The organism is Acetomicrobium thermoterrenum DSM 13490 (genome assembly GCF_900107215.1).
GTDB lineage: Bacteria > Synergistota > Synergistia > Synergistales > Acetomicrobiaceae > Acetomicrobium > Acetomicrobium thermoterrenum.
In genome coordinates, this window is sequence record NZ_FNPD01000010.1 from 62,289 (window position 1) to 77,198 (window position 14,910).

Annotated in this window: 17 protein-coding genes; all 17 read left to right on the forward strand. The window is 47.4% G+C overall.

Going from position 1 to position 14,910, the window contains the following annotated elements:
• Positions 1-113: 113 nt before the first annotated feature.
• Positions 114-398, forward strand: a complete 285-nt coding sequence (gene rpsF, locus BLU12_RS08420) for a 30S ribosomal protein S6 (protein ID WP_040348191.1) — start codon at positions 114-116, stop codon at positions 396-398.
• A 12-nt stretch (positions 399-410) separates the two neighbouring features.
• Positions 411-890, forward strand: a complete 480-nt coding sequence (locus BLU12_RS08425; RefSeq protein WP_091462017.1) for a single-stranded DNA-binding protein — start codon at positions 411-413, stop codon at positions 888-890.
• A 30-nt stretch (positions 891-920) separates the two neighbouring features.
• Positions 921-1,151, forward strand: coding sequence for a 30S ribosomal protein S18 (gene rpsR, locus BLU12_RS08430; protein ID WP_009201587.1), 231 nt, complete (start codon positions 921-923; stop codon positions 1,149-1,151).
• Between the two features lie 75 nt (positions 1,152-1,226).
• Positions 1,227-2,183 (forward strand): YybS family protein, encoded by a 957-nt coding sequence (locus BLU12_RS08435; protein WP_091462018.1) that lies wholly within the window; start codon positions 1,227-1,229, stop codon positions 2,181-2,183.
• A gap of 6 nt (positions 2,184-2,189) precedes the next feature.
• Positions 2,190-2,633, forward strand: coding sequence for a 50S ribosomal protein L9 (gene rplI / locus BLU12_RS08440; RefSeq protein WP_091462020.1), 444 nt, complete (start codon positions 2,190-2,192; stop codon positions 2,631-2,633).
• Positions 2,634-2,638: 5 nt separating this feature from the next.
• Positions 2,639-3,982, forward strand: a complete 1,344-nt coding sequence (gene dnaB / locus BLU12_RS08445; RefSeq protein ID WP_234945584.1) for a replicative DNA helicase — start codon at positions 2,639-2,641, stop codon at positions 3,980-3,982.
• A gap of 21 nt (positions 3,983-4,003) precedes the next feature.
• On the forward strand, positions 4,004-5,002 hold the full coding sequence (locus tag BLU12_RS08450) for a DUF72 domain-containing protein (RefSeq protein ID WP_091462021.1): 999 nt from the start codon (positions 4,004-4,006) through the stop codon (positions 5,000-5,002).
• Complete coding sequence (gene queD / locus BLU12_RS08455) at positions 4,983-5,381, forward strand: 6-carboxytetrahydropterin synthase QueD (RefSeq protein WP_091462024.1); 399 nt, start codon at positions 4,983-4,985, stop codon at positions 5,379-5,381. The genes BLU12_RS08450 and queD overlap by 20 nt, the downstream gene beginning before the upstream one ends.
• Entirely contained in the window at positions 5,378-6,334 is a 957-nt protein-coding gene (locus BLU12_RS08460) for a 2-hydroxyacid dehydrogenase (protein ID WP_091462026.1), read from the forward strand. The genes queD and BLU12_RS08460 overlap by 4 nt, the downstream gene beginning before the upstream one ends.
• 33 nt (positions 6,335-6,367) lie before the next feature.
• A complete protein-coding gene (locus BLU12_RS08465) occupies positions 6,368-7,039 on the forward strand; it encodes an HAD family hydrolase (RefSeq protein ID WP_091462028.1) in 672 nt (223 codons plus the stop codon).
• Between the two features lie 29 nt (positions 7,040-7,068).
• Positions 7,069-9,291 (forward strand): vitamin B12-dependent ribonucleotide reductase, encoded by a 2,223-nt coding sequence (locus BLU12_RS08470; protein WP_091462031.1) that lies wholly within the window; start codon positions 7,069-7,071, stop codon positions 9,289-9,291.
• Positions 9,292-9,303: 12 nt separating this feature from the next.
• Entirely contained in the window at positions 9,304-10,230 is a 927-nt protein-coding gene (locus BLU12_RS08475; protein WP_091462034.1) for an HlyD family efflux transporter periplasmic adaptor subunit, read from the forward strand.
• A complete protein-coding gene (locus BLU12_RS08480) occupies positions 10,227-10,931 on the forward strand; it encodes a YggS family pyridoxal phosphate-dependent enzyme (protein ID WP_091462066.1) in 705 nt (234 codons plus the stop codon). The genes BLU12_RS08475 and BLU12_RS08480 overlap by 4 nt, the downstream gene beginning before the upstream one ends.
• Positions 10,932-10,956: 25 nt before the next feature.
• Entirely contained in the window at positions 10,957-11,337 is a 381-nt protein-coding gene (locus BLU12_RS08485; RefSeq protein WP_091462036.1) for a cell division protein SepF, read from the forward strand.
• Positions 11,330-11,794, forward strand: coding sequence for a DivIVA domain-containing protein (locus BLU12_RS08490; protein WP_091462038.1), 465 nt, complete (start codon positions 11,330-11,332; stop codon positions 11,792-11,794). The genes BLU12_RS08485 and BLU12_RS08490 overlap by 8 nt, the downstream gene beginning before the upstream one ends.
• The gene (gene recG / locus BLU12_RS08495; RefSeq protein ID WP_091462039.1) at positions 11,781-13,871 is read left to right on the forward strand and encodes an ATP-dependent DNA helicase RecG; all 2,091 of its coding nucleotides are present in this window, start codon (positions 11,781-11,783) and stop codon (positions 13,869-13,871) included. Before BLU12_RS08490 ends, recG begins: the two co-directional genes overlap by 14 nt.
• A 125-nt stretch (positions 13,872-13,996) precedes the next feature.
• A partial coding sequence (locus tag BLU12_RS08500; protein ID WP_234945580.1) for a sodium-dependent transporter occupies positions 13,997-14,910 on the forward strand: 914 nt, incomplete at its 3' end.

Below are 14,910 nucleotides of genomic sequence, written 5' to 3' on the forward strand. Positions count from 1 at the left end.
AGAAGAGATGTTGTTAAATTTCGCGTTTCTGTTTATAATGCTTTGTCGTTGGTGTATCCCTGTCCCCTTTTCGGTGAGGGGATCTTTTAAGGCCAAAGGGAGGAGGTGTAGAAATGCGACCCTATGAATTAATGGTGCTCATTCATCCCGATGTCGAAGAAGTCAAGGCTCAGGTCGATGAAATTTCCGAGGTAATCAAAGGTTTGGGCGGAGAGTTCCACAAATCCGACATATGGGGCAAGAGGAGGCTGGCCTATCCTGTGGAAAAACAGGTGGAAGGTTATTATGCTTTGATCGAATTTGACCTGGAGCCTTCTCAAATAGGTGAAGTCGATCGCTTGCTGAAATTGCGCGATCAGGTCTTGAGGCATTTGATTGTTCGTCTCGACGAGAAGTAGGAGAAGGTTAAGATGGTTAGAGGATATAACAGGATTATATTGATGGGCAATCTCGCACGCGATCCCGAGATGAGGTATACGGCCTCGAAACAGGCAGTAGCAAGGCTGACCGTCGCTGTGGGGCGTACCTGGAGGGATCACGAAGGCAATCAGCAGGAGCATACCGATTTCATCCCTGTAGTTGTCTGGGGAAATCAGGCAGAAAATTGCGAGAAATACCTGCGAAAGGGTCGCCCAATATTGGTTGAGGGCAGGCTTCAGATCAGAAATTACGAGACCCAGGGTGGGGATAAGCGCTGGGTTACCGAAGTGGTGGCCCAAAACGTAGTCTTTCTCGGCAGCGGCTCTCGCGATTCACAAGTTAGCAGTTTCAAAGGATATCAGGAACCCTCTTCTACTATCGGAAGCCTGAGGGACGAATTTCCCGACGAATTTCCAACTGACATATCGGAGATGGAGGATGGCGGAGAAGAGGCCGATATCCCGTTCTAGTTTATTTATTGAAGAAGGAGGTCGATAGCCATGGCGGATTTTAAACGTCGCAAACGTCGCCCAAAGGTATGTACCTTTTGCTCGAACAAGATAGAATATGTTGACTATAAAAATGTTGAGCAGCTTAAGAGATTCCTGACTGAAAGAGGCAAAATATTGCCCCATAGAGTCACGGGAAATTGCGCCAAACATCAAAGACAACTTGCCAGAGCCATTAAGAGAGCCAGGTTTATGGCTCTGTTGCCCTTCACTGTGGAATAGCGTCGTATTAACGTTTATTGATATACTTTGGGGAGAGAATACGCTCTCCCCCTTTTTTTACCGGGAGGTATTTTAATGCAAGATACTCGAAGTCTAGTCGAGTCATCTCTGTTGGTGGCGCTATCGGTCGTACTTTTTATGGCAAGCCACTTCTTGCCCCTGGTGGGCATTGTAATTTCCTTCTTCTGTCCTGTGCCTCTTGTGATCTTGGGGCTAAAAGTCCCCGTCGAGAAGGCGCTGTTGGGAGCTTTTGTCGCCGCTGTATTGATCACAATGTTCATGGGACTGTTAGGAGGGGTCTTCTTTCTATTCGGTTTTGCCATAATGGGCGTTGCTCTTGGTATGTTTGGTCGGCGTATTCAAAAGGCATCTGATATTATCTTTTACGGATTTCTCGTTTCGCTGTCTTGCAAACTGGTCCTTATGGCATTGGTAAAGCTTCTGACGGGAATCAACCCCTTTGCGATAGATCCCGATCTTCTCACGAAAAGCCTGGATAACGCTTTAGCGGTCTTTTCCGATGGCTACGGAGAGACCTTTTTGGAAAGCATGAAGGCACAAGCAGAGACCATGAGTCGATTAATGGTTCATATCTTGCCGGCGATACTAATTGCTGCCTCTTTCTTCGATTGCGCCGTAAGTTACGTCATAAGCGAAAAAGTTGCCAGAAGATTTAAGGTTCTCTCCTTGCCTCCGATACCGTCTTTCGGCACCTGGCGTTTCCCCAGGAGTGTATTGCTTGCCTTTTTCGCATCCTTCATCCTTTCATTTTTTGCGGGCAAGGGTAATAATATTGGTATGCTAGACGTGCTGAGCTTGAACTTAAAAGTTCTATCCATGATGATTTTTTTGATCCAGGGGTTGGCAACCCTATGGTATTTATTGGCAAATTTTTTGAACATCAACGCAAGAAAATGGATCGGAGTTATGATCTTGGTGTTTTCTTTGTTGGTGCCCATATTATCTACAATTGTGATAATGTTGGGTTTCTTTGATATGCTGATAGATCTGCGAGTAAAAATTCGGAGGTGAATTGCTTTGCAGGTAATTCTTAAGCAGGATGTTGATAAATTGGGAAAAAGGGGAGATCTGATAAAGGTGTCGGATGGATACGCTAGAAACTATCTGATACCTCGCGGTTTGGCCGAGGAAGCCACGACCGAAAAAATTAAAAAACTCGAGGAGTTTAAGAGGATAGAAGAAAAAAGGGCAAAAAAACTGGAGGAGGAAGCTCGAGAAAAGGCTAAAATGCTGCAGGGCAAGCAAGTTATTGTACGTGTCAGTGCAGGCGAAAAGGGGAAGCTCTTTGGAAGTGTCACCAATGCCCACATAAGCGAAGCCATACAGGATCAATTGGGAGTTGAAGTTGATAAAAAACTTGTTAAGCTGGAAAACCCCATTAAAGAATTGGGGGCCTATCCAGTTAAGATAAAACTCCATCCTAATGTGGAAATCGATATGACGGTTAAAGTGGAGGCGTGAGAAGTTTGAGTCAGGCGCTCGACAGAGTTATGCCACACAATTTGGATGCCGAAAGGGCCGTCTTGGGTTCCTGTCTCTTGGATAAAGACGCAGCCCTCTATGTCGTAGAGACGCTGCGCAAGGAAGACTTCTACGACGCGGTCCATCAACTGGCGTTTGAGGTAATCGCCGACATGATGCAAAAAGACAAGGCTGTCGACCCCCTGACCTTTATGGAGGAAGCCAAAAAGCGGGGCCTTCTCGAAAGGTTGGGAGGACAACCCTTTGTGGCCTCTCTGATCGATACAGTTCCCACTACGGCAAACGTCGAATATCACGCTAGGATTGTCCGGGATAAATCGGTGCATCGTAAGATGATCCAAGTGGGAACCTATATAACGAAGCTGGGCTATGCCGAAGAGGTGGAAGTGGATGAGGTTTTGGACGAGGCCGAAAGGGCCGTTTTCGATGTGGCAACCCACGGAAATTTGGTAGTTTTCAAGAGGATAGGAGATATATTAAACGCAACCTTTCGATACCTCGAAGAACAATTTTTAAATGGCAAGGTCGTAACCGGAATCCCTTCGGGTTATATAGATTTTGACCGTGTCACCGGAGGTTTTCAGCCGGGATCTTTGACGATTTTGGCAGCCAGGCCTTCGATGGGTAAGACTGCTTTGGCTTTAAACATCGCTCAGCACGTGGCTATCGAACAGGAAACGCCTGTTTTGATTTTTAGCCTGGAGATGGGGGCCGAACAGCTTTTGCAGAGGCTTCTTGCCGCTGAGGCCAGAGTTAACATTCACGATATGCGAACGGGAACATTCCCTCAAGGGGATTGGGATATTCTGTCCGATGCAGCGGGAAAGTTGGCCACGGCGCCAATTTACATTGATGACAGCTCCTTTTTGTCCACTCTGGACCTAAGGGCCAGAGCAAGAAGATTCAAGGCGCAACACGACAATTTGGGCTTGATAATAGTCGATTATCTCCAGTTGATGAGTTTAGCCAGAAGAGTTGAGAACAAACAGCAGGAGGTAGCCGAAATCTCTCGGTCCTTGAAGGGCGTAGCAAGGGAGTTGAACGTACCCGTTTTAGCTCTTTCGCAACTTTCTCGAGCCGTGGAGCAGAGGCAGGACAAAAAGCCTCAACTTGCCGACTTAAGGGACAGCGGTGCCATAGAGCAGGATGCGGACTTGGTGGTCTTTCTCTACAGGAAAGGATATTACGAGGCCGATAAAGAGGAGGACAACGTTGCAGAACTGATAGTGGCTAAACACAGAAATGGCCCCACGGGCACTATACAGTTGCTGTTCATGAAAGAATATACGCGATTTGAGAATTTGGCCTCATGGAGCTTGCCTAAATGATTTGAGGAGGGAAGTAGGGGCATGGATGTGGATTTCAGGATTGGCACCTGTTCCTGGGCCGACAAGTCGCTTCTCTCGAGCGGCTGGTATCCGAAGGGCTGTAAAAAAAGCAAGGACAGGCTTAGACATTATTCCTCCTTCTTTGATACCGTGGAGGCCGACTCCTTCTTTTATTCATTGCCTGACCCAGCGGTCATCTATTCTTGGATGGCCGCGACACCTCCCGATTTCCTCTTTAATGTGAAGGCCTTTGCCCTCTTCACGAATCATGCCCTTTCGGTTAAAAATCTGCCCCTTTGGTGCAGGGAAAAGCTTGTCGACAGATCGAATGAAGGCTTTCAATCCTCGCGAATTACCCTTTGGGACCTCGACAGAAAGTCGAGAGCACGGCTTTTCGATCATTTTGTCTTTCTGATATCGATCTTAAAATCTACCAAAAGGTTAGGTTACGTGCTTTTCCAGTTCTCTCCGAAAACTAGATATCACGAGCGGTGGCTTGCATACATAAAGAGATTGCGCGAACTGCTGCCCTCCTATCCCATAGCTATTGAGGTGAGGCACATATCGTGGTTTGAAGGGGATGGAAAGACCAAGTTCTTGGACCTGCTCGGCGAGGAGAATATGGCTTACGTGGCTGTCGATGAACCCGAGCTTTCCTGGACTGTGCCGAAAGATTGGTACATAACATCTTCATGGGGCAGCGTCATAAGGTTTCACGGGAGGAATGCTTTGGCATGGAAGAAGGGTTCGACGGTTTTGGAAAAATACAGATATAAGTATACAGAGGAAGAGCTAAGGGGATGGCTCGATGCTGCTTTGAGCATGAAGCTGCCGGGCAGGGTTTTTATGATGTTTAACAACTGTTACAGGGATTACGCGGTCCAGAATGCCCTTTGGATGAAAAAAATGTTGGGATTAACTAAGGATGAAGTGCCGTTGCAAATGAGCCTGCTTGAGGGCTTGGAGGCGCCCTTGGGCAGTGAGAGGACAGGAGGGGATAATGGTGATATTAAAACGTGAGTTCAGTTTCGATGCCGCCCATTATTTGCCGGATTATCACGGCAAGTGCGAGAGGTTGCACGGACATACCTATAAAGCTGCAATTTTTGTCGAGGGACCTCCCGATGAAGAGGGGATGGTCATGGATTTTGTCGAGCTCAAAGGTTTGGTCGAAGAGAGGATTCTGTCGAAACTGGATCATTCCTGTCTTAACGATGTGATAAAAAGACCCTCGGCGGAATATATAGCTCTCTGGATATGGGGGGAAATGGGACCCCATATTAATGCGGGCAAGAGGCGGTTGAAATACGTTCAAGTATGGGAAAGTCCGGGAAGCTCAGTGATCATAGATGAAAATGACTTCGAGAATTTTCGCGGTATGCTGGAGGTCGTATCATGAGGGTGCTTTTTTCGAATAAAGGTTTCGAGCGCCTCAGGGAGATAATAGAAACTCTCTTCGAAAATCACGAGGTTCGTTACGCCGATATCCTTGAGGACCCGGATTCTCTAGGGTGGGCCGAAGTGCTAGTGAAGGGAACGGAGCCCTTCACAGCAGAGATGCTAGCTTATGCTTACAATTTAAGGATGCTTTGTCAATGGGGGGTTGGTTTGGAAGGCATAGACATCGAGGCTTGCACTTCTAGGGGAATCTACGTGTGTAACGTCCCTTCCGGCAACACGGGCAATGCCGAAGGGGTTGCCGAGATTGCCCTTTTGCACATGCTACTTTTGGCAAAAGGATACAACAAGTCGCAGGAGAATTTGAGGAAGGGAAAGCTCTTTTCCCCGAGGGGCTTGACTATATGGAAGAAAAGGGTTTGTATAGTTGGCCTGGGAAATGTAGGAATGACCCTGGCCAAACGTTTGAGTTCCTTCGATGTCGCTATGGTTGGCGTTAACAGATCGTGGAAAGATATATTTTCCTCTCTTTCTCTTGAGCGATTTTACACGATGGATAAGTTGAGCGATGCCGTAAGGGGTTGTCGCTTCGTCGTAATAACCGTGGCCCTGACTCCTCAGACGAAGGGGTTGATTGGCGAAAAGGTGTTGGGGAGTATGGACGAAAACGCCTTTTTAATAAATGTAGCCCGCGCAGATGTTGTGGAAAGAAAAGCCTTGGAAAGGGCCTTGATGAAAAAGAGGATTGCGGGATGCGGCTTGGACGTCTTTTGGCAGGAACCTCCGAATCAGGAGGATCCTTTGTTAAATATGCCAAATGTCTACGTTACCCCGCACATAGGGGGAACCAATGACGAAGCATTAAAAGGTATACCTGCTTACATAGCTCAAAATGTAGATAGGCTTTCGAAGGGAGAGTTACCTCTATCTTGCGTGAATATTAAGTCTCACTAGAACATCATTCGATAATCTCCTGGAGGTGTTTTTATGAAAGTCAGAACTCTTTTGTTCGATTTCGACATGACATTGGTCGATACTAGCCATGCCATCGCCTACGCCATGAATTATTTTGCCAGGATAATGGGATTGAGAGCCGTAAGTTACGAAGAGGTGTTGTCTACGATAGGAATTCCCATGGAAAAGTCTTTGCGCTGTCTGTGGAATGAATTCAGGCCAGAGTGGCTCGACATTTATTCAAAGGAATGCAGACCTCTGGAATATGAACGAATGAAGCTTTTCCCGGGAACCGAAGAAGTCTTGCAGGCCCTAAGGAATAGGGGTTTAATGTTGGCCATTACGTCGAACAGGAGAAATGCCAAAAGGGCTGTCAGGCATTTAGGCATTGATAAATATTTCGATATCGTTTTAGGGTTGGAAGATGTAGATAAAGCTAAACCTGATCCTTACATTTTGTTCAAGGCTGTAGAAAGTCTTGGTGTCGATAAAGATGAAGCGATATACGTTGGGGATACGGTGATCGATATGGAAACGGCAAATAATGCTGATATCGTGGGGATTGGACTTGCAACGGGGCCAAACTCGGCTGAGGATTTGAAGAAAGCAGGGGCCCTAATGGTCTTATCCGACATAAGGGAGATTCCAAATATACTGACCTGTGACGGCTTCTTGATCGTAGATGAAGCAAAGGTGGGTAATTAGTTTTCTTTATAGGGAAAGGTGATTTAGACATGTCCAGCGGAGCGCGTATAAAACCTTCTTTTTCTGAAAATGCGACTAAGGTATTAGAGCGTAGATATTTATTGAAAGACGAGAAAGGAAATCTCATAGAGACGCCGGAGGATATGCTATGGCGCGTAGCGAGCGCTATAGCAAAGGCAGAAAGAGCATTTGCCGATGAGGAATCGGAGGAGGAGTGGGCCAATAAATTTTATGAAATGATGGCCAGTCTGGATTTTTTGCCCAATTCTCCAACGCTTATGAATGCAGGGACGCCCACTGCACAGCTGTCGGCCTGCTTTGTCCTTCCCGTGGGAGACAGTATGGATGAGATATTCGACGCCCTCAAGTATACGGCCCTCGTCCATAAATCAGGGGGAGGGACGGGCTTTAATTTTTCGTCTCTTCGTCCCTATGGTGATATCGTAAAGAGCACCAAGGGAGTCGCCTCTGGCCCAGTATCCTTTATGGAGCTTTTTGACCATACTACCGATGTGGTAAAGCAAGGGGGGATGAGGCGGGGTGCCAATATGGGGATCTTAAACGCCGATCATCCCGACGTCATAAAATTCGTCAAGGCAAAGATCGAAGAGGGGAAGTTGAAGAACTTCAATATTTCGGTGGGAACCACGCAAAAATTCATGAAAGCCGTATTAAATGATGAGGAGTGGGAGCTGGTAAACCCGCGGACTGGAGAAGTTGTCGATAAAGTTGGGGCACGGAATCTCTTTGATTTGCTCTGCGAGATGGCCTGGAAGACAGGCGACCCCGGGATAATATTTTTGGACAAAATTGAAGCTTCAAACCCTACTCCCAATTTGGGAAGCATTACTGCCACAAATCCCTGCGGCGAGCAGCCCCTTTTGCCCTTTGAATCATGCAACCTGGGAAGCATTAACTTGTCTAATATGGTTCTGCCTAAGGGTGAAATCGACTGGAGCAAACTGGAAAGAACGGTGCGCATTGCCGTACGTTTTCTCGATGACGTGATAGAGGTCAACCAGTTTCCCATAAAAGAGATTGCCGATATGACCATGTCGACGAGAAAAATCGGATTGGGAGTTATGGGCTGGGCTGACGTCCTATTGAAGCTGCGCATTCCCTACGATAGCGATGAGGCATTAAACCTTGCCCGTAAAGTAATGTCTTTCATCACAAAGATCGGGCACGAAGAGAGCGCACGCTTAGCTGAAGCCAGAGGACCCTTTCCGGCCTGGAAGGGGAGCAGATGGGAAGAAAAAGGGATGTTAATGAGAAATGCTACGGTGACGACCATTGCTCCTACGGGGACCATATCCCTTGTGGCTGAGGCATCGAGCGGTGTAGAGCCCGTCTTTGCGCTTGCCTACAGGCGTAAGGCCTTTGAGGGTGAAGCTAATTTGACTTACGTAAATGAAATTTTGCTGGATGCCCTTAGAGAGGAAGGACTCTATTCGGAAGCTTTGATCGAACTGATTTTGGAAAGAGGGTCTTTAAAGGAACTCGATCTTCCCGACAACTTAAAGAAAGTTTTTGTTACTGCCCACGATATTTCCCCTGAATGGCACGTGAGGATGCAGGCGGCATTTCAGGAATACACAGATAACGCCGTAAGCAAGACCATTAACATGCCCCACGAGGCTTCCGTAGATGATGTCAAGAAGGCATATTTGTTGGCCTATGAGCTGGGATGCAAGGGGATAACGATATTCAGGGACAGATGCAAAGAAGACCAGGTGCTTTACATAGGCACCGGCGAAGTGCCATCCTTCGAGGTGAAAGAGGAGCCGAAGGGTTTGGTGGGCAAAGGTTACGTAAAACCAAGGAGGCGACCGCCCCTTCTTTCGGGCAGAACGGTAAAGATTGGTACAAGTTACGGGAATCTTTATCTTACTTTGAACTTTATAGATGGACAGCCCTTTGAAGTTTTCGCCACTTTGGGAAAGTCGGGCAAGGACACTCAGGCCCACACTGAAGCTTTAGGGAGACTGATATCCCTTGCGCTTAGGAGCGATATACCCATAGACGAGATCATAAAACAGCTCAAGGGCATTGGAGGAAGTAGCCCCTTTCTCGAAGGAGATGCCCTAATTTTGAGTTTGCCCGACGCAATCGCGAGAGGATTGGAGATGGCTCTCGGTAAGGCCGTCGAAGTAAACGAGAGAGGGGATATGTGTCCTGTATGCGGGGCTCCTTTGATTCATGCCGAAGGGTGCGAGCGCTGCACCGGTTGCGATTACAGCAAGTGCTCTTAAGAGCATGTCGAGATGAAAGAGGGCAAAAGCGCTAGTCAAACCGTATATGCCATATGGTGCGTAATTTTAGTCTCATTGGCCGTGACATTCTTTTTGGCCTGGCAAAATCACCATTACTATACGCACCCCAGTGTAGTGATGGCGAAATCTGCCCTGTATATAGACGAATATCCCGTAGAAGGATGGTTATTGTGGCAAGAAGAGGTGATCTCTGCTCCTTTGGACGGGGCTCTAAAGTTCGTAAATGGGGGCAAGGTGGCAAGAGTGGCCAAAGGCGAAGCGATCGCAGTCGTTCAGGGCAGGAATCGGAGGGTAGTTTGGGCGCCTGAGGCCGGATACTTCGTTCCGGCGCTGGACGGACAGGAGGGTAAGTGGAGTTTTGGTCGCCTATGGCTGGATTACGACGATTTGCCAAAAGAAGTAAGGGCAAAGCCTGTGCCGCAAGGGGTTGACGTAAAAAGGGGCTCGCCGATCGGAAAGATCATACCATTGCCGCAGGCTTTGCGTTGCGTTTTTTACACATACCTGACTCCCAAAATTAAAGAAAATTTGGAGAGAAACTTTCTGTGGATCAGGTTTGATGAGCGGGATATACCCATTAAAGTGGAGGTATTGGCTAAAGAAATTATTGGACTTAAAGCCAGGGTCAACATTTCTCTAATGCCCTATTTTCCGGCCCATTTGACAGTAGATCGCAAACTCAGATTCATGATCTACGAGGGAAGAAGACAAGGAGTATTGGTGCCGGAGGAAAGCGTAATTTTCAAAGAGGGCAAACAGGGGGTATACGTGGTCTCCAAGGGTATGGTTGTTTTCAGAGAAATAAGTGGAGTGCCCACGGAAGATAAAATGTATTTCGTCGATGATGGATTATTGCCAGGAGAAATAGTCGTTTTGAAGGGCGATAAAGCCAGAGAGGGGAGGGTCTTCCTTTGGTGAATTTATCGGACATACAAAAAAATCTCGAATCGGTAAAAGAACGAATCGCTAAAACAGCCGAAAGCGTCGGCAGGATGCCCGATCAAATTAAATTGATAGCAGTCACGAAAAATCAGCCCCTGGAAGCTATGTTGCAAGCCTCGAGGAGCGGCCTGATAGATGGCATCGGGGAGAACAGGGTCCAGGAGGCGAAGGACAAGAAGGAGCGCTGGCCATCGGATTTGAAACTTCCCTGGCATATGATAGGACACTTGCAACGCAATAAAGCTAAACTGGCAATTCAATTATTTGATATAATACAAAGCATCGATAGCATGGATCTTGCGACAGTTTTAGAAAAAAGACTGGCTGCACTGGAAAAGAACATGGAGGTACTTATAGAGGTCAACATATCGGGGGAAATTTCGAAATACGGCGTCGATCCCAAAGATGTTTCCTCCATGGCAGAATATATTTTAAGAAATTGCCCCAGTTTAAAACTGACGGGTCTTATGGGTATAGGACCTTTGGCCAAAGACAGAAAAAAAATAATATCATCCTTTGTCCTACTTCGTCGTCTGAAAGAAAAAACGGAGAAAGATATTGGCCTTCAATTGCACGAATTATCTATGGGCATGAGCGACGATTTCGAGCTTGCCATAAAGGAGGGGAGCACTATGGTGCGCATAGGACGTGCCATATTCGGCCCCAGAGTGGACTAATAAATCTTTACTGGAGGAGAGGGGAATGCTCGAAAGATTTCTTGCTTTGTTGGGCATTTCGGAGCAAAAGGACGAAGATCTCTTCGAAGAGGAGTCGGGGGAAGAGGGCGGGGCTTCGGGCTCGCAATATGGCGAGGTAACCTTAATATACTGCAAAGGGTCCAAATGCGTCGAACGCAGGGAAGATTTGGCCGAAGCCCTTCATGGCGGTAAGATAGTAGTGATCGACTTGAAGGGGGTCGAGAAGGCAGAAGGACAAAGCGCTCTGGATTTCATTTGCGGTGTAGCATACGCCATGAGGGGTGTGGTTATGAGGATCGCTCCTGCGGTTTTTTTGGCCACTCCAAAGCGAAACCTTGTCGATCTGTGGGAGGAGGAAAGGGTAGAGGCCAAAGATCATGAGTGAAGTTTTATCCGCTCTTGACGTCATTAACAAAGATTTCAAAAGGTCTCTGCGCGGTTATGACCCTGCAGAGGTCGATGACTTTCTGGATCTGGTCGCCGAGAGCCTTCACTTTTACGCGGAAAAGTGCCAGGAACAGGAGCGCAGGATTGGACAGCTGGAGAGGCAGTTGGAGGATTATAGAAATTTAAGGGATTCTCTCCAAGAGGCGTTGCTCATGGCCCAGCAAAGCGCCGACGAGAAAGTTGAGGCAGCGAAAAGGGAGGCCGAAGCTATAGTCTCTGAGGCTAGGGCCAAATCCGAAAGGATGCTTGAGGAGACGTCACAGCTTTTAAATCAATATAAAATGGAGATCGAAAGGATGAAGAAGCTCAAGGTGGCCTTTGTGGCTGATTTTAAATCTATAATAAATAAGTATGCTGAGATGATAGAGGCTGAAATGTCAGATGTCGAAGGCTAGTCCTGCAGAAGAAGAGCTCTTGTGCAAGAGCGTCAGGTTTTTGAAGGGTGTAGGCCCTAAAAGGGCGTCGCTTTTGTCCAAGTTGGGCGTAGAAACCGTCGAGGACCTTTTGTATTTTTTCCCCCGGCGTTACGAGGACAGAAGGCAAATAACGCCCATCAAATCGCTCGAGCCCGATTCCTATGCCGCCTTGCTCGTCAGAGTGGTTGGAGTGGAAAAAAAGATCACAAAAAAGCGCAACCTCAATCTTACTGTTGCCACAGTAAGCGATGGTACGGAGATCGCACAAGCTCTTTGGTTTAACAAGAGGGGGTTGGAAAATCTCCTTTCGATTGGCACGTTGGTCGCGCTCTTCGGAAAAATTAAAGAAAATTACGGGATGTTGCAGATATTAAATCCCGAATTTGAGATAATCGAAGAAGATACTCTTCCTGAAGAAATGGGAAAGATAGTTCCCATATATCCTCTCACAGAGGGATTAAGCCAGAGATGGCTGAGGCTTTTGATAAGAAGAACTCTTTCGGAGTATCTGTCCTATGTGGAGGAGTTCCTGCCTGAGGATATCGTTTTACGTTACGGATTTCCACCGTTAAAGAAGGCCATCCTCGGATATCACTATCCTGATGACGAGAGGGACTGGAAATCATGCAGAAAGAGGCTTGCTTTCGACGAGCTTTTTTTACTTCAATTAGGAGTGGCCATTAAAAGACGACAGATGGAAGAAGAAACCTCTGCGCCCGAACTTAGTTGTGGCGGGCCCCTCCAGATGAAGTTCGTAGAAAATTGTCTAAATTTTAAACTCACCTCTGCACAGGAAATGGTTTTAGGAGATATATGTGTCGATATCTTCAGAAAAATTCCTATGAATCGTCTCTTGCAAGGCGACGTAGGTTCGGGAAAGACGGTCATAGCTGTGTTGGCCATGCTTGCTGCTGTAGATACTGGATATCAGGCAGCGATGATGGTTCCCACGGAAGTATTGGCAAACCAACATTATGCGAAAATAACAAATTGGCTGTCAAAGTTGAATGTCGAGGTCACCTTGCTAACTAGCTCCCTGACTCCCCAGGATAGGGCAGAAAGGTACGAAGACATAAAGTCCGGAAGATCCAGGATAGTAATAGGGACTCACTCTTTGATCCAGGAGGGGGTAGAATTCCGAGAGCTGGGCCTGGTGGTGATAGACGAACAACATCGTTTCGGCGTGCTTCAGCGCCGAACTTTAATGGATAAGGGCAGCTATCCCCACACTTTAGTGATGACGGCTACACCAATTCCCCGCACCCTGGCCCTGACCGTTTACGGCGATCTTTCGCTTTCGATAATTGATGAGCTGCCTCCGGGCAGAACCCCAGTGCGTACTCAGTGGATAGGAAAGGGTAAGTTAAAGGAGCTCTATGAATTCGTCAAAGAAAAACTCTTAGCGGGCAATCAGGCCTATTGGGTCTGCCCTTTGATAGATGAAAGCGAATCCATAGATGCCACCTCTGTCCAGAAACGTTATCGATCTTTATGTGAAATATTTAGCGACTTTAAAGTAGGCTTGCTCCACGGTCGCCTTGGCTCTCCGGACAAAGACGAAACCTATCGTGCTTTTCTCCGTGGTGACTTAGATATATTGGTTGCCACAAGCGTTATAGAAGTGGGCATCGACGTGGCGAGGGCCAATATAATGGTCATAGAGGACGCTTACAGATTCGGCCTGTCTCAGCTTCATCAACTTCGTGGAAGGGTAGGAAGGGGCGGCGGCCAAGGTTATTGTTTTCTATTGGGAGAAGCCCCGACGCCCGAGGCGAGGAAGAGATTTAAGGTTATGTGCTCAACCTCCGATGGGTTCGTTATAGCCGAGGAAGATTTGAAACTCAGGGGACCGGGTGCTTTTTGTGGCGTACGGCAGCATGGCATAACGGACTTTAGGGTAGCTGACCTCGTCAATGACGTCGATTTGTTGGATATAGCTCGCGAAGAAGCGCAAGTTTTAGTGAAAAAGGACCCCTCCATGGACAAATATCCCAAGCTTAGAGCACGGCTGATTTCAACGCTTGGCGAGACCCTTTCCCTTGCAATTACCGGATAGCTTATAACTGGTTCTTTAATTAACATACGCTTTACCGATTAGGGTTGTTGGTTCTTTAGCCCCAATTTACTTTATATCTAATATGCGATAAAATGATATACACAATAAAAAAGGAGGTGGTTAAAGTGGCCGAGAGGGAACAGTTGGCCTCAAGGCTAGGTTTTATTTTGGTATCTGCCGGTTGTGCCATAGGGCTTGGGAACGTTTGGCGATTCCCCTATATTACGGGACGATACGGTGGAGCGGCTTTTGTAATAGTTTATCTTATTTTTTTGGTTATATTGGGCCTTCCCATCATGGTCTGCGAATTTGCCATGGGGAGGGCTAGTCGAAGGAATTTGGCGGGCGCTATGCTCGCCCTTGAGCCTCCGGGCACCAAATGGCACATATACGGCTACCTGGGGGTAATGGGAAACATGATCTTGATGATGTTTTATACGACCGTAGCAGGATGGGGCCTGGCCTATACTTACTTTACGGCGGCGGGGCGGCTATCTCTCCTTTCTCCTGAAGAAGTAGGCAACTTCTTTGGTTCCTTCATATCCAACGCTCCTGCGTTAACCCTGTGGATGGCTCTTGCTGTCGTCATCGGTTTTCTTGTTTGTTCGATAGGTCTTCAGGCAGGAGTTGAACGGGTTACCAAGATATTGATGTCCGGACTATTTTTATTGCTAATCGTCCTTATCATACGTTCCGTTACTTTGCCCGGCGCTGAAAAGGGCTTGGCCTTTTACCTCAAACCTGATTTTTCCAAGCTAAGTTGGGAAGCGGTTTATGCAGCCATGAGCCAGGCCTTCTTTACATTAAGCTTAGGTATAGGAAGCATGTTGATATTCGGAAGTTATCTGAGCAGAGAGAGGACGCTTGCCGGGGAATCGGTTTACGTGGTGATTCTGGATACCCTTGTAGCCCTGATGGCTGGATTGGTCATATTCCCGGCCTGCTTTGCCTTCGGAGTGGATGCCGGAGCTGGCCCAGGATTGATCTTCGTGACCCTTCCAAACGTATTTAACTCCATGATGGGCGGAAGGCTGTGGGG

Coding starts and splice junctions, on each gene's coding strand:
- rpsF (WP_040348191.1), top strand. CDS start 114: ATGCGACCCTATGAATTAATGGTGCTCATTCATCCCGATGTCGAAGAA.
- BLU12_RS08425 (WP_091462017.1), top strand. CDS start 411: ATGGTTAGAGGATATAACAGGATTATATTGATGGGCAATCTCGCACGC.
- rpsR (WP_009201587.1), top strand. CDS start 921: ATGGCGGATTTTAAACGTCGCAAACGTCGCCCAAAGGTATGTACCTTT.
- BLU12_RS08435 (WP_091462018.1), top strand. CDS start 1,227: ATGCAAGATACTCGAAGTCTAGTCGAGTCATCTCTGTTGGTGGCGCTA.
- BLU12_RS08450 (WP_091462021.1), top strand. CDS start 4,004: ATGGATGTGGATTTCAGGATTGGCACCTGTTCCTGGGCCGACAAGTCG.
- queD (WP_091462024.1), top strand. CDS start 4,983: ATGGTGATATTAAAACGTGAGTTCAGTTTCGATGCCGCCCATTATTTG.
- BLU12_RS08460 (WP_091462026.1), top strand. CDS start 5,378: ATGAGGGTGCTTTTTTCGAATAAAGGTTTCGAGCGCCTCAGGGAGATA.
- BLU12_RS08465 (WP_091462028.1), top strand. CDS start 6,368: ATGAAAGTCAGAACTCTTTTGTTCGATTTCGACATGACATTGGTCGAT.
- BLU12_RS08470 (WP_091462031.1), top strand. CDS start 7,069: ATGTCCAGCGGAGCGCGTATAAAACCTTCTTTTTCTGAAAATGCGACT.
- BLU12_RS08475 (WP_091462034.1), top strand. CDS start 9,304: ATGAAAGAGGGCAAAAGCGCTAGTCAAACCGTATATGCCATATGGTGC.
- BLU12_RS08485 (WP_091462036.1), top strand. CDS start 10,957: ATGCTCGAAAGATTTCTTGCTTTGTTGGGCATTTCGGAGCAAAAGGAC.
- BLU12_RS08490 (WP_091462038.1), top strand. CDS start 11,330: ATGAGTGAAGTTTTATCCGCTCTTGACGTCATTAACAAAGATTTCAAA.
- recG (WP_091462039.1), top strand. CDS start 11,781: ATGTCGAAGGCTAGTCCTGCAGAAGAAGAGCTCTTGTGCAAGAGCGTC.